Below are 26,558 nucleotides of genomic sequence, written 5' to 3' on the forward strand. Positions count from 1 at the left end.
TTGCAATGCGAACAAATAGTATTATGCTTATTGGGAAGTTGTCAAAATTTCTCTTAAAAAATACATAACATGACAAAGATCAGCAGGTATTGCGTGCAGTGTAAAGCCTAGAATGGTATAATATCGAAGGTTATGTTGCTGCAATCATCGAAGAATCTGCAGACGAGAGCAATTGACAATCAGGAGGAAGAAAAATGGCTAAATTAGTAATTTGCGATCACCCTTTAATTCAACACAAACTGACTTTTATTCGAGATGTAAAAACAACAACAAAGGACTTCCGTGAGCTAGTCGACGAAGTTGCGATGTTAATGGCGTACGAGATTACACGCGACCTTCCGCTCGAGACGATTACGGTAGAGACACCTGTGACATCGACGGAGACCAAAGTCATCGCTGGACGTCCACTTGGACTCATTCCGATTCTGCGTGCAGGCCTTGGGATGGTAGACGGCGTATTGAAGCTCGTACCGAAAGCAAAGGTAGGACATGTCGGCTTATTCCGCGATCCAGAGACATTAATGCCTGTCGAATATTATGTGAAACTGCCAACGGATGCAGAAGAGCGTGAGTTGATCGTCATTGATCCGATGCTCGCAACAGGCGGGTCCGCGATTGCAGCGATTGATGTATTGAAGAAACGTAACTGTACACAAATCAAATTGATGTGTCTGATTGCAGCGCCAGAAGGTGTGAAAGCTGTTCAAGATGCGCATCCGGACGTGGATATCTATCTTGCGGCACTCGATGATCATTTGAATGATCATGGTTATATTGTGCCTGGTCTTGGGGATGCAGGAGACCGCTTGTTCGGAACGAAGTAGAGTTAGAGGTTGTTCAAAAAGTCATCTTTTGATGTGATGAAAAGCCGACTTTTTGAACACGTATGATAAGGTAAGACTATGAGGCGAGGTGTAACACATGGAGAAAATTAAAGTCATGACGGTGTTTGGCGTACGGCCAGAAGCGATCAAAATGGCTCCGCTCATTCTTGAGCTGGAGAAACATCCGGACCAAATCGAATCTATCGTCTGCGTGACGGCACAGCATCGTCAGATGCTTGACCAAGTATTGGAAGTGTTCAATATCCATCCAAATTTTGACTTGGATGTGATGAAGGACCGCCAGACGCTTAACGAGATTACGATTCGTGTCTTGCAAGGATTGGAGCCTGTGCTTCAAGAAGCCAAACCGGACATTATTCTTGTTCACGGGGATACGCTAACGACGTTCCTGGCAAGCTATGCGGCATTCATGCAGCAGATTAAAGTTGGACATGTGGAGGCAGGACTTCGCACGTGGAATAAGATGTCGCCATATCCGGAAGAGTTGAATCGCCAGTTAACGGGTGTGATTGCCGATTTACATTTTTCGCCAACCAAGATATCCGCCAATAACTTGTATAATGAAAATAAATCAGAGTCCATGGTATTTGTCACAGGCAATACGGTAACAGACGTGTTTCAATATACTGTACAGCAAGATTACACCCATCCCGTACTCGAGTGGGCGAAGGGAAAAAGATTGATTTTGATGACGGCACACCGCCGTGAATCGCAAGGTGAGCCGCATCGGAATATTTTCCGCGCTGTCAAACGCATCGCTGATGAGTTCGAAGATGTGGCGATCGTCTATCCTGTCCATCTAAGTCCAGCGGTAAAAGAGCCGGCTTATGAAATCTTGGGCAATCATCCGCGCATTCAATTGATTGAGCCGCTTGATGTCGTAGATTTACATAACTTTTATCCGCATACGCACTTGATTCTGACCGATTCGGGAGGCTTGCAGGAAGAAGCGCCGTCCTTTGGAGTTCCGGTACTTGTTCTGCGAGACACAACGGAGCGCCCGGAAGGGATTGAGGCAGGGACATTAGAGCTTGTAGGCACAGATGAAGAGCATGTCTATCAACGCACACGTACGTTGCTGACGGACACGGCTACGTATGACCGAATGAGCGGAGCGGTCAATCCGTACGGCGATGGAAAAGCCTCGGAACGCATTGTTCAGGCGATTTTGTATCATTTTGGCAGAACAACAGAGCGACCTGAGCAATTCCAATAAAAGTTCATAAAGTTGTAATATTTGCGAACAAATGGCTCGCAAATACAGCATACAGTGATACTGTACGGTTTTGGTGAATCAAAAACCCTATAATATCAACGTTTCTAGGGCTTCGTTCAAACACTTTTAACATATAAATGAATTGACAATTCCCATTTTTTTTAAGTAAAATAAACTGGGATTCTAAGGATTGATTGGTAGATGACAACGTCGAAAAATGGCGGATCACCATGGCGAGCAATGGGGCTTGTAACCTTGCTGGGACTGGATCTTGCCGTATGTACACTAGCCGGATACTTCTTTGGAAAATGGCTAGGAGAAAAAGTTGGAAGCGTTCCATTGTGTACAGCAGCAGGGGTTTTGCTTGGTCTTATCATCGGTGTGAGCAATGTCATTGTTCTGATCAAAAAGGTGTTGGAGGATTCAAATGGATGACTTGTCGATCCACCTTAAGGCGCTCCAACGAGTGACTTTCATTTTTTTAGCAATTTGTCTGACGGGCTGGGCTTTAATTCCATCTGTGCGTAGTATTGCAGCTGGGCTTGTGCTTGGCGGAGTTGTGAGCTTGGTGAACTCCTATTTTCTAGCTTATAAAATTAGAAACGTAACCAAGAAGGTACTCGAAGAGGGACAGAAACGCGTGAATCTCGGTCTCCTGACTCGGGTGGCGATGGCCATATTGGCTGTGATGGTTGCTGTAAAGTCTGACAGCGTTAATGTTTATGCAACAGTAGCAGGTCTGCTATTCGCGCAATTCATTATATTGTTCATTGGGTTTACGCAAACGCGCAAAAACAAGTAGACGTTCTGGCTGAGAAAGGGGTGAGAAACATGCATGAAGCACCAATAATTAAACTTGGCGGTTTTAACATCGATATTTCGATCGTAACCATGTTAATTGTTACTTGTGTGGTTGTATTTATTCTAGCGCGACTAGCGGTACGTAATTTATCGGTTGAAAATCCAGGGAAGCTGCAGAACTTTATGGAGTGGGCTGTTGAGTTCGTTCAAGGAATGATCTCCAGCACGATGGATTTCAAAAAGGGTAAAGTGTTCGTATCATTAGGTATGACGCTAATGATGTTTATTCTCGTAGGGAACTTGTTAGGCTTGCCTTTCGGGATTGTGACGGAATATTCTGAACCGGGGCATAAAATCTTCGGCCAAGAGATTACGACGGTGAACGCAGCGGCGTTCGAGGCCATTCACGAGAAGAAGCCGGATGTAGAACATCCTCATATCGGAGTCGCTTGGTGGAAATCCCCGACGGCGGATGTGAACGTCACAATGGGCTTGGCGTTTTTGATTTTCTGTATCGTCCATTTCTTAGGGATGACGAGAAATACGAAAGCCTACTTTAAGAGTTATATCGAGCCTTTCCCAGTGTTCTTCCCCATTAAGTTCATTGAGGTCTTCTCGAACTTATTGACGCACGGTATGCGTCTATACGGGAACATTTTCGCAGGTGAGGTACTCATCTCCGTATTGCTCGGAGCTGGCGTATTCGGGATTCCAGGATTGATCATTTGGCAAGGCTTTAGTATCTTCGTCGGATGTATCCAGGCCTTCGTATTTACGATGTTGACCATGGTATACATTTCACATGCAGTTGAGGATCATAGCGCAGAGCATTAGGACTCCATTCAAGCTAATTTATAGCTTGGTTGTAGATACAAAACAAAAAACATTATTCTTGAGGAGGATATATTATTATGGGAGCATCAGCATTTATCGCAGCGGCAATTGCAATCGGTTTGGCAGCACTTGGAGCAGGTATTGGTAACGGTTTGATCGTAAGTAAAACAGTTGAAGGTATTGCGCGTCAACCAGAATCCGCAAGCAAATTGCAAACAACAATGTTTATCGGGGTAGGTTTGGTCGAGGCGATGCCGATCATCGCAGTCGTACTTGCATTCTTGTTCTACGCAGGAGCTTAATAAAACAAGATATAAGGTTTGGCGGGGAGGCTTAGGCTATCCGCGCCTTCCTTTTGGTTGATTAACCGCTTCAGAAAGGAGTGACTAGGTTTGAAAATTGAATGGACATCGACAGTGTTTACGTTAGTCGCGTTTATTATTTTGTATGTTCTGTTGAACAAATACGCGTTCAAACCGTTATTCAGCATCATGGAGAAACGTAAAGAACTCGTACTCGGACAAATGCAGGACGCCGAGGAAAACCGCAAACAAGCGTCGCAATTGCTTGAAGATCAGAAAGCTGCGCTTCAAGCTGCGCGTAAAGACGCTTACGATATTATTGAGCAAGCAAAAACAACTGGATCGAAGCAGGCTGATGAGCTTATCGCTACAGCGAAATCGGAATCGAACCGTCTGAAAGAAGAGGCTGTTCGCGATATCGAGAGCGAGAAGAACAAAGCGGTTGCTGCACTTCGCAGTCAAGTTAGTGGCATGTCCGTCATGATCGCATCCAAAATTATCGAGAAGCAAATCGATGAGAAATCGCAAGAGCAATTGGTTGCAGAGTACCTTAAAGAGGTAGGGGACAAAGCATGAGCCAAGACCTTGTTGTAGCGAAAAGATATGCCAAAGCATTATTCGAAGTTGCTCAGCAGAACAACAACATTGCTCAAGTCGAAGAAGACTTGAAAGCTGTTGTAGCAGCGATTGATGGTAATGTGGATATTACTCGTTTTTTGAATGCGCCTAATATCGACCTTTCGGTCAAAGTTGACGTTATTCATAAAGCGGTAGAAGGCAAGCTGGCTGAAGCAGTCATTAGTCTTATTTCCGTTCTAATTAAGAATAGCAGACAAGATACCCTCGGCGCAGTGTTACAAGCTTATATCAAAGTTGCGGGTGAAGCATTAGGTCAAGATGACGCGGTTGTCGTGTCCGCCTATGCTTTGAGCACACCGGAAATAGAGTTAGTAGCCGGCCATTTCGGTAAAATCGTGAATAAAAAGATTCGCGTTCAAAACGTAGTCGACAAGAGCATCATCGGCGGGATCCAAGTTCGTATCGGTGATCGTCTGTACGACGGCAGCTTGTCCGGCAAATTGGCGCGTTTGGAAAAATCGTTAAAGTAATCTCAAGCACTGTAGATAGGGGTGAAGCGAATTGAGTATTAGACCTGAAGAAATCAGCACGCTGATTAAAAATCAAATTGATCAATATAAATCCGAGATTCAAGTTGTCGATGTAGGTACGGTCATCCAAGTTGGTGACGGGATCGCTCGCGTCCACGGGCTTGAGAATGCGATGTCCGGTGAGCTTCTTGAGTTCTCAAACGGCGTTGTAGGTATGGCATTGAACCTCGAAGAGAACAACGTTGGGGTCGTTATTCTTGGACCTTATACGGACATTCGCGAAGGAGACCAGGTTAAACGTACAGGCCGTATCATGGAAGTTCCAGTCGGCGAAGCATTGCTTGGTCGCGTCGTGAATTCGCTCGGATTGCCTGTAGACGGCAATGGTCCGATTGCAACGACGGAATTCCGTCCTGTTGAGAACAATGCACCAGGCGTAATCGACCGTAAATCGGTTCATGAGCCAATGCAGACAGGGATTAAAGCGATTGACTCGATGGTACCAATCGGCCGCGGACAACGTGAGTTGATTATCGGTGACCGTCAGACGGGTAAAACAGCAATTGCGATCGACACGATCATTAACCAAAAAGGCAATGGCGTGAAATGTATCTATGTTGCAATCGGACAGAAGCAATCTACGGTTGCGAACGTGGTAGAAACGCTTCGCCGCAACGGTGCAATGGATTACACGATCGTTGTAACAGCTTCCGCATCTGAGCCTTCACCACTATTGTTCTTGGCTCCTTATGCAGGTGTTGCAATGGCTGAGTACTTCATGTACAAAGGCGAGCATGTCCTTATTATCTATGATGACTTGTCCAAGCAAGCGGCAGCTTATCGTGAGCTTTCCTTGCTACTCAAACGCCCTCCAGGTCGTGAAGCGTATCCAGGGGACGTATTCTACTTGCACTCCCGTCTACTAGAGCGTGCGGCGAAACTCAGCGACGAGCTAGGCGGCGGTTCGATTACGGCGTTGCCATTTATAGAGACACAATCTTCCGACGTATCGGCGTACATTCCGACGAACGTTATCTCCATCACAGACGGACAGATCTTCCTTGAGTCCGACCTCTTCTATTCGGGTCAACGTCCAGCGGTTAACGTTGGTATCTCCGTATCCCGCGTAGGGGGTTCCGCGCAGATTAAAGCGATGAAGAAGGTTGCCGGTACACTCCGTCTAGACCTTGCTGCTTATCGCGAATTGCAAGCATTTGCTCAGTTCGGTTCCGATCTGGATAAATCGACGCTTGCTCGTCTGAACCGCGGTGCCCGCATGATGGAAATTCTAAAACAAGGTGTTAACCAACCGATGCCGGTTCAGAAACAAGTTGTAAGCTTGTTCACGGCAACGAAAGGTCACTTGGATGATATCCCAGTTAACGATGTTCTTCGTTTCGAGAAAGAATTCTTATTCTACTTGGAGTCGAATGAGCCAGCAATTCTTCAATCTATTGTCGATACCAAAGACATTACAGCGGATAATGAGAAGGCATTGATCGATGCGATCAATAAATTCAAAAAAGGCTTTAACGTCTCGGCGTAACGAGAACCGAGCCTGCTCGGATCGGTATCCTGTATTAACTTGGCTTAGGACAAGGTCGCTCGCTTATTAGCACTAGACCTTGTCTGCTAAGTTTGAAAGAGGTGAAATCATGGCAAAAGGAATGCGCGATATAAAACGCCAGATTAAAAGCGTTCAGAATACAAAGCAAATTACGAAAGCAATGGAAATGGTCGCAGCTGCAAAGCTAAGAAAGGCGCAGGAGAAGGCGGAAGCCTCACGCCCATACGCTGAGAAGCTTAAAGAAGTGGTCGGCAGTATTGCAGCAGGAACGCAAGGGATAAAACACCCGATGCTGCAAAGCCGCGATGTGAAAAAGACGGGTTATCTCGTCATCACATCCGACCGCGGACTATGTGGTGGCTCCAATACCAACGTCATTCGTACTGTAATGAATACGATTCGTGAAAATCATAAATCGCATGATGAATACTCGTTGTTCGTCATCGGGCGTAAAGGACGCGACTATTTCCGTCGCAGAGAACTTCCGATTGTTCAGGAAGTGACGGAGTTGTCCGATTCTCCGACTTTTTCGGATGTCAAATCGATCGCTTCCAAGGCGGTACAATTTTTCGAAGAGGAACAATATGATGTGCTCTACATTTTCTACAATGAATTTGTGAATGCATTGACTCAAGTTCCTGTGAAGAAAAAGCTGCTCCCGCTTGACGAAGTGAAGGTTGAAGGAAGCGTATCTAGCTATGAATATGAACCTTCTGCGGAAGAAGTGCTTGATGTGCTGCTTCCTAAATATGCAGAGACTTTAATTTATAGTGCGGTACTTGATGCAAAAGCAAGTGAGCTGGGCGCGAAAATGACAGCAATGGGTAGCGCAACGAAAAATGCGACGAAGATGATCAATGAATTGACATTGACGTATAACCGTGCGCGTCAGGCTGCGATTACGCAAGAAATTTCCGAGATTGTGGCTGGAGCGAACGCTCAGTCTTAATAGATGGGTTTAGGAGGGTAAAGCATGAAAAAAGGACGCGTTATATCCGTTACGGGTCCGGTTGTTGACATTGAATTCGAACGTGGTCAATTGCCGGAAATTCTGAACGCGATCAAAATTGAACAACCAGCGAAATCCGAGCACGAAGTTTCTATTAACTTAATCGTAGAAGCTGCGACTCACTTAGGTGATAACATGGTTCGCTGTATCGCGATGTCCACAACGGATGGTCTTGTTCGCGGTACAGAAGCTGTAGATTTAGGTGCTCCAATTTCTGTTCCTGTAGGTGAAGCAACACTAGGCCGCGTATTTAACGTACTAGGTCATGCGATTGATAACGCTGGTGATGTGAGTGCGCAAGTGAAGAATCCAATCCATCGTCAAGCTCCGTCATTCGATGAGCTTTCTGTACAAGCGGAAATTCTTGAGACAGGTATCAAAGTTATCGACTTGCTTGCTCCATATGCAAAGGGTGGTAAAATCGGTCTCTTTGGTGGTGCGGGTGTAGGTAAAACCGTTACGATTCAAGAGTTGATCAACAACATTGCGCAAGAGCACGGCGGTATTTCCGTATTCGCAGGTGTTGGTGAGCGTACACGTGAAGGTAATGACTTGTACCACGAGATGAAGGATTCCGGTGTTATCAACAAAACAGCGATGGTGTTCGGTCAAATGAATGAACCTCCTGGTGCGCGTCTTCGCGTAGCCTTGACGGGTCTGACAATGGCAGAATACTTCCGTGATCAAGAAGGCAAGGACGTACTCTTGTTCATCGATAACATCTTCCGCTTTACACAAGCAGGTTCTGAGGTATCAGCACTACTCGGACGTATGCCGTCCGCGGTAGGTTACCAACCGACACTTGCAACGGAAATGGGTCAATTGCAAGAGCGTATTACATCGACGAAGAAAGGTTCTGTAACATCGATTCAAGCGATTTACGTACCTGCCGATGACTATACGGATCCAGCTCCAGCTACAACGTTTGCTCACTTGGATGCAACGACGAACTTGGAGCGTAAAATCTCCGAGATGGGTATCTTCCCAGCGGTAGATCCGCTCGCTTCCAGCTCCCGTATCTTGGCGCCGGATATTGTAGGGGAAGAGCACTATAACGTAGCACAAGGCGTTAAACGTATTCTTCAACGTTATAAAGAATTGCAAGATATTATCGCGATCCTCGGTATGGATGAGCTTAGCGAAGATGATAAATTGACAGTTTCACGTGCACGTAAAATTCAACGTTTCTTGTCTCAGCCATTCCACGTGGCAGAACAATTTACTTCGATTAAGGGTAAATATGTTCCAGTTAAAGAAACAGTGCGCAGCTTCAAAGAAATTCTTGATGGTAAACACGATGATCTTCCGGAAGCGGCATTCATGTATGTCGGTACGATCGAAGAAGCCGTGGAAAAGGCTAAAACGCTGTAAGTATGTAAGTTTTAGGAGGGTTCCATGTGAGTACCTTTTTATTGGAAGTTGTAACTCCCGAGCGTAAAGTGTACGCGAAGGAAGTCAATATGGTTATTGTGAAAGGGATGGAAGGTGAGCTTGGTATTCAAGCGAACCACGTCCCGCTCGTAACACCTTTGAAGGTTGCTCCAGTGGTCATCAAAATGAACGGCAAAGCGGAAGAAATTGCAGTTCATGGTGGATTTGTTCAAATTGGTAAAGAAAAAGTGGTCATTCTTGCTGAAACGGCTGAACTTCCAGGGGATATTGATTATAACCGTGCGAAGGCAGCAAGAGAACGGGCAGAACGCCGACTTGCCAATAAGAAAGACCATATTGATCATCGCCGTGCAGAGCTTGCTCTCCAAAGAGCGCTTGCTCGTATCGAAGTGAGTGAACACAAAATCTAGCTATCTAGCTTCCCCCTAAATCCCCCTTCACCATTGAAGGGGGACCCCAGGGCGCTGACGCCCCTGGACCCCGTAAACTGGGCGATATGAGCTGCGGTTGCGCGGGTTTAGGTGCGGATGGTGGGTGGAGCGCTACTAAAAAGCCTGATTTATATTGCCTTATGGCAATATAAATCAGGCTTTTTTCGCTTTCAATTGGCGGTGTTTAGTTTCTTCAAAGCGGATTGGTGGAATGAGCGGCGATTGGTGGGTTGTGAGGTAATACGTGCAAGGAACGCTCACTGTGCGACTGTGCTGCCTGCGGCATCCCCAGCGCACCCGCTTACTCTCAGGATTTGCATGTGGTACTTTCGAAGAGAGCGGGGAGCGGAGAGCGGAGAGAGCGGCGGTTGGCGGGTTGTGAGCGCGAGTGTGCAATGAGCGCCCCGGTACGGCCGTTTTGCTATGCAAAACCAGCGTCCCTACTTCATTTCAGGATTTGCGAGCATATTCGTAAAAAGGAGTACGAGGGCGGAGAGCAGCTATTGGGTAAGCAGAGTAAAAGGCGAGAATGACACGCACGCCTGCATGAATGCAATATTGAGCCGGACGCACTTTTTCTCGCCATTTATCTTTTTTTTAAATACTATCTTTGAGAAGTACTCATCATATGATGATAATGATAATGATGGTGATGATGGACGAAGTGATGAGCTTGTGGATGACTTTGGGTATGAAATTGGGGATGATGCATCATGTGTTCATGACCTTGATGTAAATGGGATTGTGGATCGGGATCCCTTTGTTGAGATCCTTGAACACTAAGTTTTTCTTGATTCATTGACTTTCTCCTTTCACCTTTGAATAATTCATATTATGTCTGCACAGGATTAGTGACACTTGACCTAAATGAATTGGGCTACTTATAGTCGCCTTTAAGGGGATTTACTGACGAAGCACCCTCTAACGGACCCATGAGCGCTTATTAGTAAAAGTTCGAGGTTCACGACGTTGGCACAAAGGACGAGCCAATAATTGCAAGTGTTAACCGAGGAAGAGCACGAATTCCAGTTTTCATGGGACAGGAATACTGCATTATCGGTTGGAGAGCGGAGCGCTCGCCTTTGAAATCGGGAAAATACAATAACTCGCCCAATCACATTTCCCGATTTCAACAGCGATGGAAACCGATACACCTGCGTTCCCCCACTACATTTTCATCTCCATCACGCTCCATCGAGCTACCAGCATCCTTTCAGTCACAAACTCTTCACGAATTTGCATTCTCTCCCCCGCATATATAGCAAGTACAAGGGTTGTTAGACACATTAAAAAATACGCCGAAAACTACAAATGAAAACCCAGGTTTTGGATAGACGATATTGGTAGGTTTTGTTATAATTGTTACGGGTTTATTACAGTTTTTTTCGTTTTGTATAATAAAATTATATAGTTGTGAACGGAGGCGAGAGAGGACATGGAATACTCGAATAACTATGTCATTGTAGCGATCTTCATTGCGCTGGGAATTTTGCTACCAGTGGTAGCGCTTACAGTGGGAAGATTTCTAAGACCTAGCAAACCTACCGAAATCAAGCAATCGACCTATGAGAGTGGGAACGAGCCGGTAGGGGTAGGGCAGGTACGATTTAATATCCGCTATTATCTATTCGCACTGATGTTTGTTATTTTCGATGTGGAGACCGTGTTTCTTTACCCGTGGGCCGTGGCGTATCAGCAGCTTGGACTCTTCGTACTTGTTGAGATGTTGATATTTGTCGCATTGTTGCTTGTGGGGCTTATATACGCTTGGAAGAAGAAGGTGCTCAAATGGAACTCAATTTAGAATCGATTAGTCCTGAGGAACGTCAGGAGCTAGAAAGAAATGTATTCATGGGAACACTGGAACAATTGAAGGCGTGGGCGCGAAGCAACTCGCTCTGGCCGCTTACGTTCGGGCTTGCATGTTGTGCGATTGAAATGATGGGAACGGGAGCATCCCACTATGATTTGGACCGATTTGGCGTTATATTCCGAACATCGCCTCGTCAATCTGACGTGATGATCGTAGCAGGGACGGTAACGAAGAAAATGGGTCCTTTATTGCGTCGTTTGTACGACCAAATGCCAGAGCCGAAATGGGTTATCGCAATGGGATCATGTGCAACGGCTGGCGGTCCTTATGTGAAATCGTATGCCGTGATGAAAGGCGTGGATCAAATTGTACCGGTCGATGTTTACATCCCGGGCTGCCCACCGAACCCGGCTGCTTTGATCTATGGCATTAATAAATTGCAAGAGAAGATTCGTTATGAAGCGAAGACCGGGAAGCAGGTGACGAACCAATGAGTGATGAGCAAGAGGTGAAACCTGACAAACCGGAACGCAAGATCATGACGCCGGAAGAACGCGAAGCGAAGGTCAAGGCGGCTGCCGAAGCACGAGCAGCACGCGAACGTGCGAAGGCTGAAGCTGGAGGCGGCGACGTACCGGCACCAGAAGCGGCGGCAGATGGAGCTGCTGGAGCCACACCAGAGCGCAAAGTGCTAACGGATGAAGAGAAAGAAGCGAAGGTCAAAGCTGCAGCTGAAGCGAGAGCAGCCAGAGCCAAGGCCAAGGAAGAAGCCGAGGCAGCTGCAGCAGAGGCTGCGCCGAAGGAGCCTTCCCATAACCAGCCTCGCTTAGATCATGCCATTGCGATTCTGAAAGAAAAAATAGCCGAAGATGTGGTGGAAGAGTCCTCGATTAACGAGAATAACAACCACTTGCCGACACTTACGATTAAGAACGAACATTGGTATACATGTGCGGAACTTCTCAAGCATGATCCGGAGTTTCAATGCGACTATCTTCGGAATGTGTCGGGTGCGGATCATGAGACGCATATGGAAGTGGTCTATCATATGGTATCCATCACAACGCAGCACGAATATTGCATTCGTGTAAAGACGGATCGTGATCAGCCGTCCGTCGATTCGGTGACGCCGATTTGGCAAACGGCCAATTGGAATGAGCGTGAAATCTATGACTTACTCGGTATCGCATTTCCGGGTCATCCCGATTTGCGCCGAATTATGATGTCCGATGATTGGGTAGGGCATCCACTGCGCAAAGACTATGTACCGCTAGATTCGGAGGTGTAATCACGCGTGATTCGGACAGAAGAACTTCTATTGAATGTAGGACCGCAGCATCCCAGTACACATGGTGTATTTCGGATCGTCGTGAAATTAGACGGAGAAGTGATTAAAGAAGCAACGCCCGTGATGGGCTACCTGCATCGTGGTACGGAGAAGCTGGCAGAGGATTTGAACTATACGCAGATCATTCCATATACCGACCGTATGGATTATGTGTCAGCCATGACGAACAACTATGTGCTCGTGGATGCGGTGGAGAAAATGATGCAGCTCGAAATTCCGGAGCGTGCTGAGTTTCTAAGATTGATCGTGATGGAATTGCAGCGTCTTGCCAGTCACATGGTATGGTGGGGGACCTATTTGCTTGATATTGGAGCCATGAGCCCTTTCTTATATGCATTCCGGGATCGTGAGATCATCATCGATTTATTTAACGAATTGTGTGGAGCACGACTTACCTATAACTACATGCGTGTAGGCGGTGTGAAGTGGGATGCGCCAACTGGCTGGATCGATAAGGTTCGAGAGTTCATCCCTTATATGAAGAAGAAGCTTGTTGAGTACGATAATCTCGTGAGCGGTAACGAGATCTTTCTGCAACGGATTATCGGGGTCGGCAAATACGATGCGCAAACGGCCATTGATTATGGTTTAAGCGGGGCAAATTTGCGTTGTACCGGGGTGAATTGGGATCTGCGGAAAAATGAGCCGTACAGCATCTACGACCGGTTCGATTTCGATGTACCGCTCGGTACCAATGGCGATTGCTATGACCGCTATGTCATTCGAATGGAAGAGATGCGCCAGACGTTGCGTATCCTGGAGCAAGCGATTGAGCAATTCCCGAAAGACGGCGAGATTATGGGCAAGGTTCCCCGTGTCATCCGTCCGCCGGCAGGCGAGATCTATGCGCGTATTGAATCGCCGCGCGGTGAGATTGGTGCTTATATCGTCTCTAAAGGAAAAGCAGAACCGTATCGCTTGAAGTTCAGACGTCCTTCCTTCGTGAATCTGCAGATTTTACCGAAGCTTCTCGTCGGGGAGACCATGACGAACCTCATTACGATTCTAGGCGGCGTTGATATCGTCGTTGGGGAGGTTGACTGTTAATGGGCGCTTGGTTGCAAGAATCGTTAACATGGACGAATTTTGCTATATTTCTAGCCTGGAGCATTGTATTTCTATTTATCGTATTGGGGTTTGTAACCTATGCCATATACTATGAACGCAAAGTCATAGGCTGGATGCAAGGGCGGATTGGTCCGAACCGGGTTGGTCCATTCGGATTGTTCCAGACCGTTGCAGATATCCTGAAGCTGCTTATTAAAGAGGATACGATCCCACGAAAAGCGGATCGTTGGTTGTTCATCCTTGCACCCGTTATTACGTACGTTCCTGCATTTGCGGTTCTAGTCACGATTCCTTATACGAATTCACTTTATTTTACAGACCTCAATGTAGGCTTGTTGTATTACGGCGCGTTATCTTGTATTTCAACGATTGGCATCATTCTGGGCGGTTGGGCTTCCAACAATAAATACTCCTTACTCGGCGGCATGCGCTCAGCAGCCCAGATGATTAGTTACGAGATTCCACTGGTTATATCGGTGGTTGGTGTCATTATGGTCAGTGGCAGCTTAAGCTTGCGTACCATTGTAAATGGGCAAGGCGATGCGTTCTGGCAGTGGAATTTCCTTCCGCAGATCATCGGATTTGTGGTGTTCATCATCGCAGCGGTCTCTGAGCTTAACCGTACACCATTCGATTTGCCGGAAGCTGAGTCTGAGCTCGTTGCAGGGTACCATGTCGAGTATAGTGGATTCCGATTTGCATTCTTCATGCTCGCAGAATATGTATACATGTTCGCTATTGCATCGCTTACGACGGTTCTATTCCTCGGTGGATGGCATGCGCCGCTTCCGTTCTTAACGTTCATCCCAGGAGTGATCTGGTTCATCCTGAAATTCACATTCTGTGTGTTCTTCTTGTTCTGGCTACGCGCAACGATGCCGCGTATTCGTGTGGATCAGCTCATGAGCTTCGGTTGGAAAGTGCTGCTCCCACTATCGCTCCTGAATGTGTTCATTACGGCTATCTACATGGAACTATTCATCAAATAGAAGGGGAGAGTACCGATGAAGGGATTGCTTAAAGGGCTGGGAGTCACGTTCAAGACGATGACCTCCAAAAAAGTAACCTATAAATACCCGGATGTACCGCTCGAAATGCCGGATCGCTTTCGTGGTATTCAATATTTTGAGCCGGATAAATGTATCGTGTGCAATCAGTGTGCAAAGATCTGTCCGACAGAATGCTTGACGCTGACAGGCAAACCGAACCCGGATCCAGAGAAAAAAGGGAAAGTCATCGATACGTTCGATATTAACTTTGAACTCTGCATTCTGTGCGATTTATGTACGGAAGTGTGTCCGACAGAAGCGGTTGTTATGACGAATAACTTTGAGCTAGCGGCATACAGCCGTGATGACCTGTTCAAAAATAAAGAGTGGTTGTACGAGAATAACAACCATATTCGTAAGGAGAATAACTCGGCGATGACGACGAGGGGGGGCGTCAAGAAAGATGTTTGATTTGAGCTTCCAGCTTACGGGCGAATATGTTGCTTTCTTTATCCTTGCAGTTTGTATTATCGCAGGTGCCGTCTTAATGCTTAGTTTCAGTAAAGTCATTCACATGGTGGTCTCACTCGCTTTTGCTTTTATCGGGCTTGCCGGGATGTATGTACTCTTGAATGCGGAATTCGTGGCTTTCGTGCAAGTCCTCATCTATGCGGGAGCGATTTCGATCCTGATGATCTTCGGTATTATGATGACGCGGCATGATCAGAAGGATGAAGAGATCCGAAGACCGTGGCACGAAGCAATTACGGCGGTTGGATGTCTAGCCTTGTTCGGATTGTTGTTCTACGCCATTCGCGCGACAGAGCTGCCTGCTGCGGCTTGGGATCCTCCGAAGGACAATACGCTGGAGATCGGTAAGCTGCTCTATACGGAGCACGTGATACCGTTCGAATTGATGTCGGTGCTGCTCACGGTTGCTTTTATCGGGGCGATTGTGATTGCCAAAAGGGAGGAGGACTAAGATGAGCGGAATGTTAGGTTCGTATCTGATGCTCGCTGCCATTTTGTTCTGCCTTGGTCTGTACGGTGCATTAACGAAACGGAGCGCTGTTGTCGTCTTATTATCCATTGAATTGATGCTGAACGCGGTGAATTTGAACCTCGTCGCTTTTTCGAAATATGGGGTTGTTCCTGGACTGAAGGGCCAAATCTTCTCGCTCTTTAACATCTCGATTGCTGCTGCGGAAGCTGCAATAGGTATCGCGATCCTCATCGCGCTATACCGGAATAAGGGAACAGCGAATGTGGATGAATTCAATGAGATGAAGCGATAACCAATAGGAGGAAATGCAATGGAATTTGTCTACTCGCAATATGCCTTTGTCGTTCCGATCCTCCCGCTGATCGCCTTCCTGATTCTTACGGCACTTGGTCGGCAGATGAAAGAGATCGGTGGATGGATCAGTATAGTATTTACGCTCGCTTCATTTATATATGCATTATTAATAGGAATCGAGCGAATCGGCGGTCAGGCAGAGGATTATACCAAAAATATGGATTGGATCCGATTCGGTGATGTGAATCTAACAGTCGGGTTCGAAGTCACGAACCTGAATGCGCTCATGCTCATGATCGTGACGTTCGTCAGTTTACTCGTTAATGTCTATTCCAGAGGATATATGAAAGGCGATGACCGGATCAATATTTTCTTCGCGTATGTCTCTCTGTTCACCTTCTCCATGTTGGGGTTGGTCATTTCGTCGAATTTACTAGAGCTCTATATCTTCTGGGAGCTTGTAGGGGTTTGTTCCTTCCTGTTGGTTGGGTTCTGGTATCAGAAACCGGCAGCCAAAGCAGCTGCCAAGAAGGCTTTTATCGTAACACGTATTGGGGATGTAGGCCTATTTATCGCGATCTTGCTGCTCTACGTCTACATGCCGGATCATGCACTAGATTTCGCATCCATCCATAATGTGTTCACACAGCCTGAGGTGATGACCGCTGCTGGCATTAGCGCGGGGATCTCTACGCTTATTGCGATTCTAATCTTCGTAGGCGCGATCGGCAAATCCGGTCAATTCCCACTACATACGTGGTTGCCTGATGCGATGGAAGGTCCAACACCGATTAGTGCGCTGATCCATGCCGCGACGATGGTTGCAGCGGGTGTGTACTTGGTGGCGAGAACCTTCGAAGTGTTCCATGCCTCACCGGCGGCGATGGAAGTCGTCGCATATGTCGGCGGGTTCACGGCGATCTTCGCAGCGACAATCGGGATTGCGCAGAATGATATCAAACGGATCCTTGCGTACTCGACGGTCAGTCAGCTCGGCTATATGATGATGGCACTGGGAATCGGGTCCGTAACAGCAGGGATGTTCCACTTGTTTACGCACGCATTCTTCAAAGCATTGTTATTCCTTGGTGCAGGTAGCGTGATTCATGTGGTTCATAAGCAAGATGTCAATGAATTGGGTGGCTTAGGCTCCAAAATGAAAATAACGGCATGGACGTTCGGTATTGGCGCATTAGCATTATCGGGTATTCCGCCATTCTCCGGATTCTGGTCGAAGGATGCAATTCTGACCGCAGCATGGGAAGGGCACAAAGGATTATTCGTTATCGGGCTCATTGCTGCGTTCTTCACCGCGTTCTATATGTCGAGACTCTTCTTCTTGGTCTTCACGGGCAAATCGGAAGCCGCTAAAGATGCGCACGAATCTCCAGCGACAATGACGATTCCACTCGTATTGCTCGCCATTCTAGCTGTCGTAGCGGGTTTCGTCTTCACACCATTTAATAGCTGGTTCGGAACATGGCTGGAAGGCACGGAGACGAAGGAGCATGCGAATGTGATCGTCATGATCCTATCGACGGTCGTTGGGTTGCTTGGCATTGGACTCGGCTGGCTCATTTATCGTCAAAAATCAATCTCGCGGGATGCGATTGCTTCCAGTGCGCCATGGCTTACGAAATTACTCGCGAATAAGTATTATATCGATGAAGTCTATCAAGTGATCATTGTAGCACCACTGCGTGCGATCGGACTCGCGCTCTCCGCTTTCGATCAATGGATCGTGGATGGTATCGTTCGCGGCGTAGCCGGGTTGACGGTCCTAACAGGACGGACATCGACACGGATGCAGAACGGCCAGGTGCAGACTTATGGATTGATTACACTGCTCGGCTGCGTCATTCTGATCTTGGGTATTGTCGGAAGGAGGTTATGGTAGATGATTGCCAATATTCCGATTCTTACGCTCATCGCCTTGTCTCCGCTGCTCGGGGTACTCATTTTATTATTCATGCCGCAGGATAAGAGCAGAGCGATGAAAGTGATTGCCATCGCTTCAACGGTGCTTACACTCGGTCTTGCCACTTGGATGTATGCAGCCTATGAATACAGCGGTAAGGGCACGGCCTATGAAGAAAATGTACGATGGATCAATATTGCGCTGAACAAAGAGTTCATGGCTGACCAGTTTGCATCGTACAGTATTCAATTTAATTATCATCTTGCGATGGATGGCATATCGCTTCTCCTCGTCCTACTGACGGCGGTCGTCAGTGTGATGGCAGCACTTGCTTCGTTTCACATTAAGAAGCGCACGAAAATGTACTTCATCTTATTCTTACTTCTTGAAGTGGGCATGTTCGGCGTATTTATGGCGAGAGACCTGTTCTTATTCTTCTTATTCTTCGAAGTGACCTTGGTCGCAACGTATTTCTTAATCGGGATTTGGGGTTACGGAGGCCGCGAGCGAGCGGCGAATAAGTTCTTGATCTATAACGGCTTTGGATCTGCGCTCATGCTGATCGCATTCGTCCTATTAATTGCAACGGCAGGATTTACGATCGATACCACTGCGAATGCGCAAGGGCACTATATGTATTCTGGCAGCTTATCGACCATTATGCAGAACCTGTTGGATCCGAATTCCTATGTCAATATGAATCCAGAGCAAATGACGAGTGCTTTCTTCATGTCGGAAGGGATGAAGACAACTATTTTCGTCTTGCTCCTTGTTGCCTTTGGTATCAAGCTTCCATTCTTCCCGTTTCATACGTGGATGCTCAAGGTGCATAATGAAGCGCCACCAGCCGTCGTTATGATTCACTCGGGGATTCTGCTGAAGATGGGAGCCTATGGACTCATTCGATTTGCACTCTTCTTGTTCCCGCATCAGGCGGAATCGTGGTCAACGACGTTAGCTATTCTTGGGGTTGTGAATATTCTGTACGGTGCCGTGCTGGCTCTCGTCCAACGGGAGTTCAAGCTTGTTCTGGCCTATTCGAGTATCAGTCATATGGGTGTTGTTCTTCTAGGACTTTCGGCACTGAATGAAATCGGTCTGCAAGGCGCGATGTATCAGATGATCTCGCATGGATTTATCTCCGCATTGTTCTTCTTGATTGTCGGCAGTCTCTACGAAAGGACGCTTACGACGCAGCTGGATGAGCTTGGCGGACTTGCGCGAAGCATGCCTTTCATGAGTGGGATTCTACTTATTGCAGGTCTTGCATCCTTAGGTTTGCCTGGTTTATCGGGATTCGTTGGAGAATTTCTCTCCTTCCTAGGCTTGTTCAGTACGATGAAAGTTGTTGCGGTTGTAGGTGCACTTGGAATTATTCTAGGCGCTGTCTACGTCCTACGAGGGGTACTGGGTATCACCTATGGTCCGATGGAAGACCGTTATATCGGCATCCGTGATGCTCGTCTAATTGAGGCTGTGCCCATGATTGCTCTGACTGCATTGATCGTATTGCTCGGTGTCTATCCGACGATACTCATTGATCCGCTGCAGCATAGCTTCGACCAATTTCTAGAACTTATCAAGGTAGGAGGTTAGTCCCATGAATCCAACTGAAACGATCATGCCACTGCAATGGGCCGATCTTGCCACCTTGGCACCGGAATTAACATTGGTCATCGCGGCAATTCTCCTATCTCTGCTAGATTTATTCTTACCGAAAAGGGTCAATCGTGATGGGCTAGGTGTATTCTCCTTGGTAGCTGTACTGATCTCCCTCGGATTTGTCGTCTGGCGGATGATCGATATGAGCAGCGGGGCAGAGACGGCTTCAACAGCTCAGGCGCTGCATCTACTGGGGCAGAGTTACCGGGTTGATGATTTTGCGAATCTGCTGAAAATTATTTTCTTAGGCGGAACGGCACTTATTATTTTCATGAGTCTAGGATCGATTCGTGAGGAAGAGATTCCGCATAAGGGTGAGTATTACTACTTACTACTGCCTGCGGTACTCGGTGCGATGATGATGGCATCCTCTGGCGATCTGATTACGCTATATGTTGGGCTTGAATTGTTGAGTATCACTTCCTATGTGCTCGTAGCGCTTAAGAAAAATGATCTCAAATCCAATGAGAGTGCATTCAAATATGTCGTACTTGGAAGTATCTCTTCCGCCTTCATATTGTATGGTATGTCCTTTCTCTATGGGATGTCAGGATCGACGGATCTTGCTACGATTGCTCAGATGTTATCGCAGCATTTGGACGATTTCAAAGTCTTAATCTATGTCAGCTTCTTCTTGATGCTCGCAGGATTCGGGTTCAAAATCGCGGTTGCCCCATTCCACGTATGGGCGCCAGATGTGTACCAAGGGGCGCCGACGCCAGTTACTGCGTTCCTCGCGGTCGTTTCCAAGGCAGCTGGCTTTGCGATTTTATTCCGAATCGTCTATAACGTATTTTTCCCGCTCGCGAGCCAAGAATATCTGTATATTAGCAGTGATGTCATGCTCACGCTCCTGATCGTCGCTGCGATCGCGATGGTTATCGGGAATACGGCAGCACTTCGTCAACGGAATATGAAGCGATTGCTGGCCTTATCCGGTGTTGCGAACGCAGGGTACTTGCTCGTACCGATCGGGTTATCCATGACACCGCTGCATGTCTCGAATTTCTCCGAGTTCGCGTTTTATCTTATTGCCTATCTATTCATGAACATCGGCGCATTCGCCGTGGCGATGATTGTGAGTCGGGATGCGGGCCATGATGAGATCAGCGGCTTCGCAGGGTTGTACTACCGGGCTCCTTTTACCGCGGTGGGAATGACGATCCTGCTCCTGTCCTTTGCGGGCATACCGCTTACGGGCGGGTTTATCGGAAAGCTCTTCATTGTTCTCGGGGCCGCACAGATGAAGGCCTATTGGATCGCTGCGATCATGATCATTACCAGCGTCATCTCACTGTACTACTACTTCGGAATCATCCGTCAAATGTATATGCGTTCGGTGGGTGAGATGCCTTCCATTCGATTCCCAGCACCACTTGGGATTACGGTATGGATCTGTGTTGCTGCAACGATCTATCTCGGGGTTATGCCGAATACGGTGCTAGATGTGATCAATAAATTTTTTGCCCTTTCGTTTGATTTATTCATTCGAGTAGGGAGTTAGTCGATAAAAGTATTGAAGAGAGCCTTCCTTCGCGGAAGGCTTTTTTTGCCAGATGCAATCTTCTACAAAGTAAAAGGGGATTAAGTCCGGCGTATCGAAGAAGTAGAGGTACCTATTTTTAGAGGTTGTTCAAAAAGTCATCATTTGATCACGAAGTCATTCAAGAAGCATAACCGTCATCGAATCTTGCGTTCACCTTCGAAGTCCGGTACTCATTTAGGTTTCGCCTAAACTCCGTTCCTCTAAAAGTTTTTCGAAGAAAAACTCGCTACGGAAGCATATGCCCTTCAGGTTCTCGCAACCTTAGCATATGCTTACGATGTAAGTTTTCATAGAAAACTTTCAGGTGCTGAAATGCCGATTTTTTGAACACTCATTTTTAGAAGAAACATGAGATAGGTAAATGGATGGTAGAATAGGAGAAGCAATGAAAAGATTACGATACCGCATCGTCGTCGTAGTGATGTGTATGCTGCTACTGCAGTACATGAGTGAAGCAACAACAGGGATGATGACAGCAAAGGCAGAGCAGTCGCAGCTGCATTCAACGAATAGCAATCAGATTGCGCAGGAAGCACAAATCGAAGAAGATCAACCGAAATCCTGGATCGTAAAATGGAAAGGCTCGTCCCAAGATCAGGGTTTATTACATGATACAGAAGTTCTAAGCAAGCAAGAGGCTGTAAATGTCTATGTTGTACGTCTGAAGCAGGGGATTGAACCGATGGCTTGGTTGGCACGGGCTAGAGAATCTGCCGAAGTGGAGTATGTGCAGTCGAATAATCCGGTAACGGTGCTCAAGGTGCCGAACGATACCCATTATGAGAGTCAGAAATATTTGCGCCAGATTCATGCTGATTCGGCTTGGGAACAAGTCACAGGTAACACCAAGCTTACGATCGGCGTCGTGGATACCGGGGTGGATTTGAAGCATGCGGATTTGCGAGATAATTTGGTGGATGGCGTTAATCTGATTAAGCCTAGCCAGCTTCCGCAGGATGATAATGGACATGGGACGAGTGTCGCGGGTGTGATTGGAGCCGTGGGGAATAACCGATTGGGCGTTAGCGGCATATTATGGGATGCAAGAGTAATGCCGATTAAGGCGCTGGATTCCTCGGGATCGGGTGATGAAGATAAGCTCGGCGAAGGGATTGTCTATGCGATTGAACATGATGTGAAGATCGTCGTGCTATCCGTAGGCTTGTATCGGTATTCAACCTATATGCAGCAAATCGTGCAATACGCAGAGAGCAAAGGGGTATTACTCATCGCAGCAACGGGGAATGATGGAGCGGAGTTGGCCGGAAAAGTAGCCGTGAAATATCCTGCGGCATATCCCGAAGTGATCGCTGTCGGTGGGACAGCTGATTTGAAGACCGCAGAGCCACGCTCGAACTATGGTCCAGAAGTGGATGTCGTTGCTCCATGGCGGGTCTATACCACAGCGTTAGGTGGAGGCTACACAAGCGATGAAGGAACTTCGATGGCTGCGCCGCAAGTTGCAGCTGTCGCAGCGATGATCTGGTCCAAATATCCGGATATGAAGCCTTATCAGATTCGCAATTTAATTCGCCAGTCGGCACAGGATCTTGGAACGATGGGATGGGATGCGAAGACGGGGTACGGTCTACTCCGCGCAGATCGGGCATTGACGATGAAACCAAAGGAGGATATTTACGAGGATAACGGAAGTCGTGAGATCGCGAAGGCGTTTCCGATTGATACTTCGATGTCTGCTGTACTGCAAGGAGAGGATGAAGATTGGTTCTATGTCAATGCACCTTATGATGGGACCTTGACCCTTCAGACACAACTTATTCAGGGCGGAACGCCACTGCAGCTGACCTATTACACTTCGACGAAAGCCGGAGGAACCAAAGTTGCAAGTCTAACGAATACGAAGACACAGATTCCAGTGAAAAAGGGCAAAAATATTTTGCAATTTAAGCTGACAAATATGAAGTCCAAAACACCTGTAACGTACAAATTGATTTCAAGATTTACGATATACAGTGACCCATACGAGCATAACAATAAGCAATACCAGGCTTTTACACTTCCGACACGAAGTCAGGAGGTCATTGGAACCTTCCATCAGGACGGAGATGAGGATTGGTTCGTGTTCCGTGTGACGGATCAAGGAACATTACGGCTCAAGCTCGATAGTGATACGGCACGTATCGATCCGGCGATGGAGATCAGCGGTCCTGGGATGGAGAAATTAACAATCGATTCTTTCAGTGAGGATAGCTCAGACAGTGAGAGCATTACGCTTGTGGATATCAAGCCGGGTCAGTATTATATGCGGGTCTATAATGCGATTTCGCCAAAAGCAAGTGCTGTTGCCGGTGAATATAAGCTATCCATCCAATACGTTACGCAATATACGGATCCCAATGAACCGAATGACAAGAGCTATCAAGCGGTAACAGCAGTGTCAGATACCGATTATATGGGCGTATTCGGATCGAATACAGATGTGGACTGGTTCGAATATCGTGTAGACCAGAAGAGTTATGTGGAGCTAAGTGTTAGAGGCATTCCTTCGAACCGTGTTGTTACAATGAACGTATATGATCGCAAGCAGAAGGCATTATTCAAGATGTCGAATAGCTTAGGTAATACATCGCTCAAATCAGCACGAATCATGGAGCCGGGAACGTATCTCGTACGATTGTCGACCAATCAAATGTTTAATGGACAATACTATCAATTCAAAATGCATGCAGAAACACTTATAGCCGGATTTCGAGATATTAAAGGCCACTGGGCGGTTCCAGCGATTACGGCTTTGACGGAGCGGCGATGGATTGGTGGGTATGATGGGTATCGCTTCGAGCCAGATCGAGGGATCACTCGGGCGGAAGCAGTCTCCATCCTAAGCAAGGCTTTTAAGTTCAAAGCAGGGAATGCGGTTCAGTATAGCGATGTCAATGTGAAGCATTGGGCGTATGCCGATATCGCCAAAGCTGAAGCAGCAGGGATTGTACATGGTTATCAGGATGGCACCTTCGCGCCGAACCGGTTCGTTACACGTGCGGAGATGGCAGTGATGATCGGTAATGCGATGAAGGAGAAGCCGAGAGGAAGCGGTAAAGGTCCTTTTACCGATGTGAGTGTGAATCACTGGGCTGCCCCGATGTTGAGTCAAATGAAATCACGTGGATATTTGAAAGGTTACAGTAATGGATCTTTTAAGCCGGACGCTTCGGCGAGCCGGGCTGAATTCACGACCATGTTATACGAAATTTTGGTTAAATAATGGGTTGAAATCGGAAGGAGGAGCTGCGCATGGATGATTCGATGACATCGTTGGTTGGTTTAAGTGGATTGGTCGGTATTATCGTAACGTTAGGCTGTATTGGACTCGCCTGGTGGGCGCTTCAAGCGGTGAAGTTTGATTTGTTCTTGAGGAATGCCAAGGGGCCCCAAGGAAAGCTGTTACACGTGTTCCTATCGGTGATTATCGGTCACTGGGTGTCTGAATTCGTGCTCCAATATTGGGAGTGGACACAGCGGCTTAAGGGTTTGTTCTAAATTGAGCCATGATTAATCTGCAGTCTGCAAGTTGTGTCGAATAACATCGAACAATTGTGTGAAGACTGGTAAATAAGAAAATGAATAGAAATGTTACGATTTTGTAACTATTTTAATAAGTTCTTGATATGATCGCGAAAATAACCCTTGTAAGTCTTTAGGGTTGAATGGTAATATGAACTTTGAGCAAAACAGGCGTGTCATTATCTTTGTTATTTTGGAGAAAATGGTAAAAATTTATCGCGGAGGGAACCAGAATGAGCAAATTTATCGTCCGCGGCGGCAAACGGTTAACCGGAAGTGTTCGCGTCAATGGTGCAAAGAACTCTGTTCTTCCGATAATCGCTGCCTCTCTACTGGGGGAAGATGGAGTAAGCGTGATCTATGACGCACCTCCTCTTGACGATGTTATGACGATCAATAAAGTACTAGGGGTATTAGGGGCAGAGGTTACATATCTCAATGAAACGATCCGTGTCAATGCACAGAACATTGAGTCATGCGAAGCACCTTATGAATATGTTCGTAAAATGCGTGCATCGTTCCTTGTTATGGGACCTTTATTAGCACGATTGGGCCACACTCGTATTTCATTGCCAGGCGGCTGCGCGATCGGCACAAGACCGATTGATCAGCATTTGAAAGGCTTTGAAGCGATGGGTGCGGAAATTGGCCTTGGCCAAGGGTATATCGAAGCGAAAATTAATGGCCGGTTACGCGGTGCGAAGATCTATCTTGATGTCGCAAGTGTAGGGGCAACTGAAAATATTATGATGGCAGCGACGTTAGCTGAAGGCGTGACGATCATTGAGAATGCAGCCAAAGAACCTGAAATCGTGGATCTCGCGAACTATCTGAATGCGATGGGTGCGAAGGTGCGTGGCGCAGGAACGGGAATCATTCGAATTGAAGGTGTTGAGAAGCTGCAAGGTGCGGAGCATACGGTAATCCCGGATCGTGTTGAAGCGGGAACGTATATGATTGCTGCAGCGATGACAGGTGGCGATGTCTACGTCGAGGGTGCTATTGCCGATCATTTAGGACCAGTTATTTCGAAGCTGCAAGAGATGGGCGTAACGGTAGAGCCAGACGAGAATGGCATTCGTGTTACTGCGGATCGTCCACTTCGTTCAGTTGATGTGAAGACTTTACCTTACCCAGGATTCCCGACAGATATGCAATCCCAGATGATGGCGTTGCTACTCATCTCCGAAGGGACATCGGTTGTAACGGAGACGGTGTTCGAGAACCGCTTCATGCATGTGGATGAGTTCATGAGCATGCGCGCATCTATCAAAGTCGATGGCCGTACGGCTGTCGTTAGCGGGGGATCGAAGCTCTTCGGTGCGAAAGTAACGGCAACGGATTTACGTGCAGGTGCAGCTTTAATCTGTGCAGGATTGGTTGCAGAAGGTACGACGGAAGTGAGCGGCGTGCATCATATCGACCGTGGCTACGTGAACTTGGCTGAGAAGCTCTCGAAATTGGGTGCAGATATTTATCGTGTATCCTACGATGAATCTAAGCTGAATCCACTCGAGGTGGAGAAGAAAGAAGAGAAGAAACCGCTGTTCCAAGTGCAGCCTACTTGGGCATAACTTAACCTTTGAATGTAGAGACCGAGATGACGATTTGTCGTTTCGGTCTTTTTGTGTTGTTGCAACGGAGTCGGAGTGAGGCTTTAGAATAAATCGTGAAATACTAGGGTGGTTCTTTTTGGGGAATACTAGATTGGGATGTGTTGGACATCTTATTTAGTACTAGATCATAGAACGTGAATCTAAGCACGGTAAGGTGAAATCGATTCTATTCGAAGTTCTAGCATGTCTTCTCGCTTCATACTAATAAGTAGAGTAGAAAGACAAGCAGACGGAGGAACCTAGCAATGACACGAATGACGGTGAAGCTTTCAG

27 protein-coding genes are annotated in these 26,558 nt (G+C 47.0%); all 27 read left to right on the plus strand.

Going from position 1 to position 26,558, the window contains the following annotated elements; genetic code table 11:
• The first annotated feature begins 194 nt into the window (after positions 1–194).
• The 27 genes from upp (at position 195) to murA (ending at position 26,243) form a co-directional block, all read left to right on the plus strand.
• Positions 195–824, plus strand: coding sequence for a uracil phosphoribosyltransferase (gene upp, locus C558_RS0102750; RefSeq protein WP_018754691.1), 630 nt, complete (start codon positions 195–197; stop codon positions 822–824).
• A gap of 97 nt (positions 825–921) precedes the next feature.
• Positions 922–2,061 (plus strand): non-hydrolyzing UDP-N-acetylglucosamine 2-epimerase, encoded by a 1,140-nt coding sequence (gene wecB / locus C558_RS0102755; protein ID WP_018754692.1) that lies wholly within the window; start codon positions 922–924, stop codon positions 2,059–2,061.
• A 201-nt stretch (positions 2,062–2,262) separates the two neighbouring features.
• Positions 2,263–2,496, plus strand: a complete 234-nt coding sequence (locus C558_RS0102760; RefSeq protein WP_018754693.1) for an AtpZ/AtpI family protein — start codon at positions 2,263–2,265, stop codon at positions 2,494–2,496.
• Complete coding sequence (locus C558_RS0102765; RefSeq protein ID WP_018754694.1) at positions 2,489–2,863, plus strand: ATP synthase subunit I; 375 nt, start codon at positions 2,489–2,491, stop codon at positions 2,861–2,863. Before C558_RS0102760 ends, C558_RS0102765 begins: the two co-directional genes overlap by 8 nt.
• 29 nt (positions 2,864–2,892) lie before the next feature.
• Entirely contained in the window at positions 2,893–3,696 is an 804-nt protein-coding gene (gene atpB / locus C558_RS0102770; RefSeq protein WP_018754695.1) for a F0F1 ATP synthase subunit A, read from the plus strand.
• A gap of 77 nt (positions 3,697–3,773) precedes the next feature.
• Positions 3,774–3,998, plus strand: a complete 225-nt coding sequence (atpE, locus tag C558_RS0102775; RefSeq protein WP_018754696.1) for a F0F1 ATP synthase subunit C — start codon at positions 3,774–3,776, stop codon at positions 3,996–3,998.
• A gap of 90 nt (positions 3,999–4,088) precedes the next feature.
• Positions 4,089–4,574, plus strand: a complete 486-nt coding sequence (atpF, locus tag C558_RS0102780) for a F0F1 ATP synthase subunit B (RefSeq protein WP_018754697.1) — start codon at positions 4,089–4,091, stop codon at positions 4,572–4,574.
• Positions 4,571–5,107 carry a F0F1 ATP synthase subunit delta gene (locus C558_RS0102785; protein WP_018754698.1) on the plus strand — a complete coding sequence of 179 codons (537 nt, stop codon included), beginning with the start codon at positions 4,571–4,573 and terminating at the stop codon, positions 5,105–5,107. The genes atpF and C558_RS0102785 overlap by 4 nt, the downstream gene beginning before the upstream one ends.
• Positions 5,108–5,138: 31 nt before the next feature.
• A complete protein-coding gene (gene atpA, locus C558_RS0102790) occupies positions 5,139–6,653 on the plus strand; it encodes a F0F1 ATP synthase subunit alpha (RefSeq protein WP_018754699.1) in 1,515 nt (504 codons plus the stop codon).
• A 109-nt stretch (positions 6,654–6,762) separates the two neighbouring features.
• Entirely contained in the window at positions 6,763–7,623 is an 861-nt protein-coding gene (gene atpG / locus C558_RS0102795) for an ATP synthase F1 subunit gamma (RefSeq protein ID WP_018754700.1), read from the plus strand.
• Between the two features lie 24 nt (positions 7,624–7,647).
• Entirely contained in the window at positions 7,648–9,054 is a 1,407-nt protein-coding gene (atpD, locus tag C558_RS0102800; RefSeq protein WP_018754701.1) for a F0F1 ATP synthase subunit beta, read from the plus strand.
• A gap of 26 nt (positions 9,055–9,080) precedes the next feature.
• On the plus strand, positions 9,081–9,485 hold the full coding sequence (locus C558_RS0102805) for a F0F1 ATP synthase subunit epsilon (protein WP_018754702.1): 405 nt from the start codon (positions 9,081–9,083) through the stop codon (positions 9,483–9,485).
• A 444-nt stretch (positions 9,486–9,929) separates the two neighbouring features.
• Entirely contained in the window at positions 9,930–10,289 is a 360-nt protein-coding gene (locus tag C558_RS33590) for a hypothetical protein (RefSeq protein ID WP_018754703.1), read from the plus strand.
• Positions 10,290–10,941: 652 nt separating this feature from the next.
• A complete protein-coding gene (locus C558_RS0102815; RefSeq protein ID WP_018754704.1) occupies positions 10,942–11,310 on the plus strand; it encodes an NADH-quinone oxidoreductase subunit A in 369 nt (122 codons plus the stop codon).
• Positions 11,295–11,813 carry a NuoB/complex I 20 kDa subunit family protein gene (locus C558_RS0102820; RefSeq protein WP_018754705.1) on the plus strand — a complete coding sequence of 173 codons (519 nt, stop codon included), beginning with the start codon at positions 11,295–11,297 and terminating at the stop codon, positions 11,811–11,813. Before C558_RS0102815 ends, C558_RS0102820 begins: the two co-directional genes overlap by 16 nt.
• Positions 11,810–12,607 (plus strand): NADH-quinone oxidoreductase subunit C, encoded by a 798-nt coding sequence (locus C558_RS0102825; RefSeq protein WP_018754706.1) that lies wholly within the window; start codon positions 11,810–11,812, stop codon positions 12,605–12,607. Before C558_RS0102820 ends, C558_RS0102825 begins: the two co-directional genes overlap by 4 nt.
• 6 nt (positions 12,608–12,613) lie before the next feature.
• Complete coding sequence (locus tag C558_RS0102830) at positions 12,614–13,714, plus strand: NADH-quinone oxidoreductase subunit D (protein ID WP_018754707.1); 1,101 nt, start codon at positions 12,614–12,616, stop codon at positions 13,712–13,714.
• Positions 13,714–14,724 carry an NADH-quinone oxidoreductase subunit NuoH gene (gene nuoH, locus C558_RS0102835; RefSeq protein ID WP_018754708.1) on the plus strand — a complete coding sequence of 337 codons (1,011 nt, stop codon included), beginning with the start codon at positions 13,714–13,716 and terminating at the stop codon, positions 14,722–14,724. Before C558_RS0102830 ends, nuoH begins: the two co-directional genes overlap by 1 nt.
• A 15-nt stretch (positions 14,725–14,739) precedes the next feature.
• On the plus strand, positions 14,740–15,195 hold the full coding sequence (gene nuoI, locus C558_RS0102840) for an NADH-quinone oxidoreductase subunit NuoI (RefSeq protein WP_018754709.1): 456 nt from the start codon (positions 14,740–14,742) through the stop codon (positions 15,193–15,195).
• Positions 15,188–15,706 (plus strand): NADH-quinone oxidoreductase subunit J, encoded by a 519-nt coding sequence (locus tag C558_RS0102845; RefSeq protein ID WP_018754710.1) that lies wholly within the window; start codon positions 15,188–15,190, stop codon positions 15,704–15,706. The genes nuoI and C558_RS0102845 overlap by 8 nt, the downstream gene beginning before the upstream one ends.
• Before the next feature lies 1 nt (position 15,707).
• Complete coding sequence (gene nuoK / locus C558_RS0102850) at positions 15,708–16,019, plus strand: NADH-quinone oxidoreductase subunit NuoK (protein WP_018754711.1); 312 nt, start codon at positions 15,708–15,710, stop codon at positions 16,017–16,019.
• Between the two features lie 18 nt (positions 16,020–16,037).
• The gene (gene nuoL, locus C558_RS0102855; RefSeq protein WP_018754712.1) at positions 16,038–17,918 is read left to right on the plus strand and encodes an NADH-quinone oxidoreductase subunit L; all 1,881 of its coding nucleotides are present in this window, start codon (positions 16,038–16,040) and stop codon (positions 17,916–17,918) included.
• On the plus strand, positions 17,919–19,535 hold the full coding sequence (locus tag C558_RS0102860) for a complex I subunit 4 family protein (protein WP_018754713.1): 1,617 nt from the start codon (positions 17,919–17,921) through the stop codon (positions 19,533–19,535).
• 4 nt (positions 19,536–19,539) lie between these two features.
• Positions 19,540–21,105, plus strand: coding sequence for an NADH-quinone oxidoreductase subunit N (locus C558_RS0102865; protein ID WP_018754714.1), 1,566 nt, complete (start codon positions 19,540–19,542; stop codon positions 21,103–21,105).
• A gap of 427 nt (positions 21,106–21,532) precedes the next feature.
• Positions 21,533–24,370 carry a S8 family peptidase gene (locus C558_RS0102870; RefSeq protein WP_018754715.1) on the plus strand — a complete coding sequence of 946 codons (2,838 nt, stop codon included), beginning with the start codon at positions 21,533–21,535 and terminating at the stop codon, positions 24,368–24,370.
• 29 nt (positions 24,371–24,399) lie between these two features.
• On the plus strand, positions 24,400–24,645 hold the full coding sequence (locus tag C558_RS0102875; protein ID WP_018754716.1) for a DUF1146 family protein: 246 nt from the start codon (positions 24,400–24,402) through the stop codon (positions 24,643–24,645).
• 257 nt (positions 24,646–24,902) lie between these two features.
• On the plus strand, positions 24,903–26,243 hold the full coding sequence (gene murA, locus C558_RS0102880; RefSeq protein ID WP_018754717.1) for a UDP-N-acetylglucosamine 1-carboxyvinyltransferase: 1,341 nt from the start codon (positions 24,903–24,905) through the stop codon (positions 26,241–26,243).
• The last annotated feature ends 315 nt before the right edge of the window (positions 26,244–26,558 follow it).

The sequence above is a fragment of the Paenibacillus terrigena DSM 21567 genome (assembly GCF_000374845.1).
In the GTDB taxonomy this organism is placed as follows: Bacteria; Bacillota; Bacilli; order Paenibacillales; family Paenibacillaceae; genus Paenibacillus_K; species Paenibacillus_K terrigena.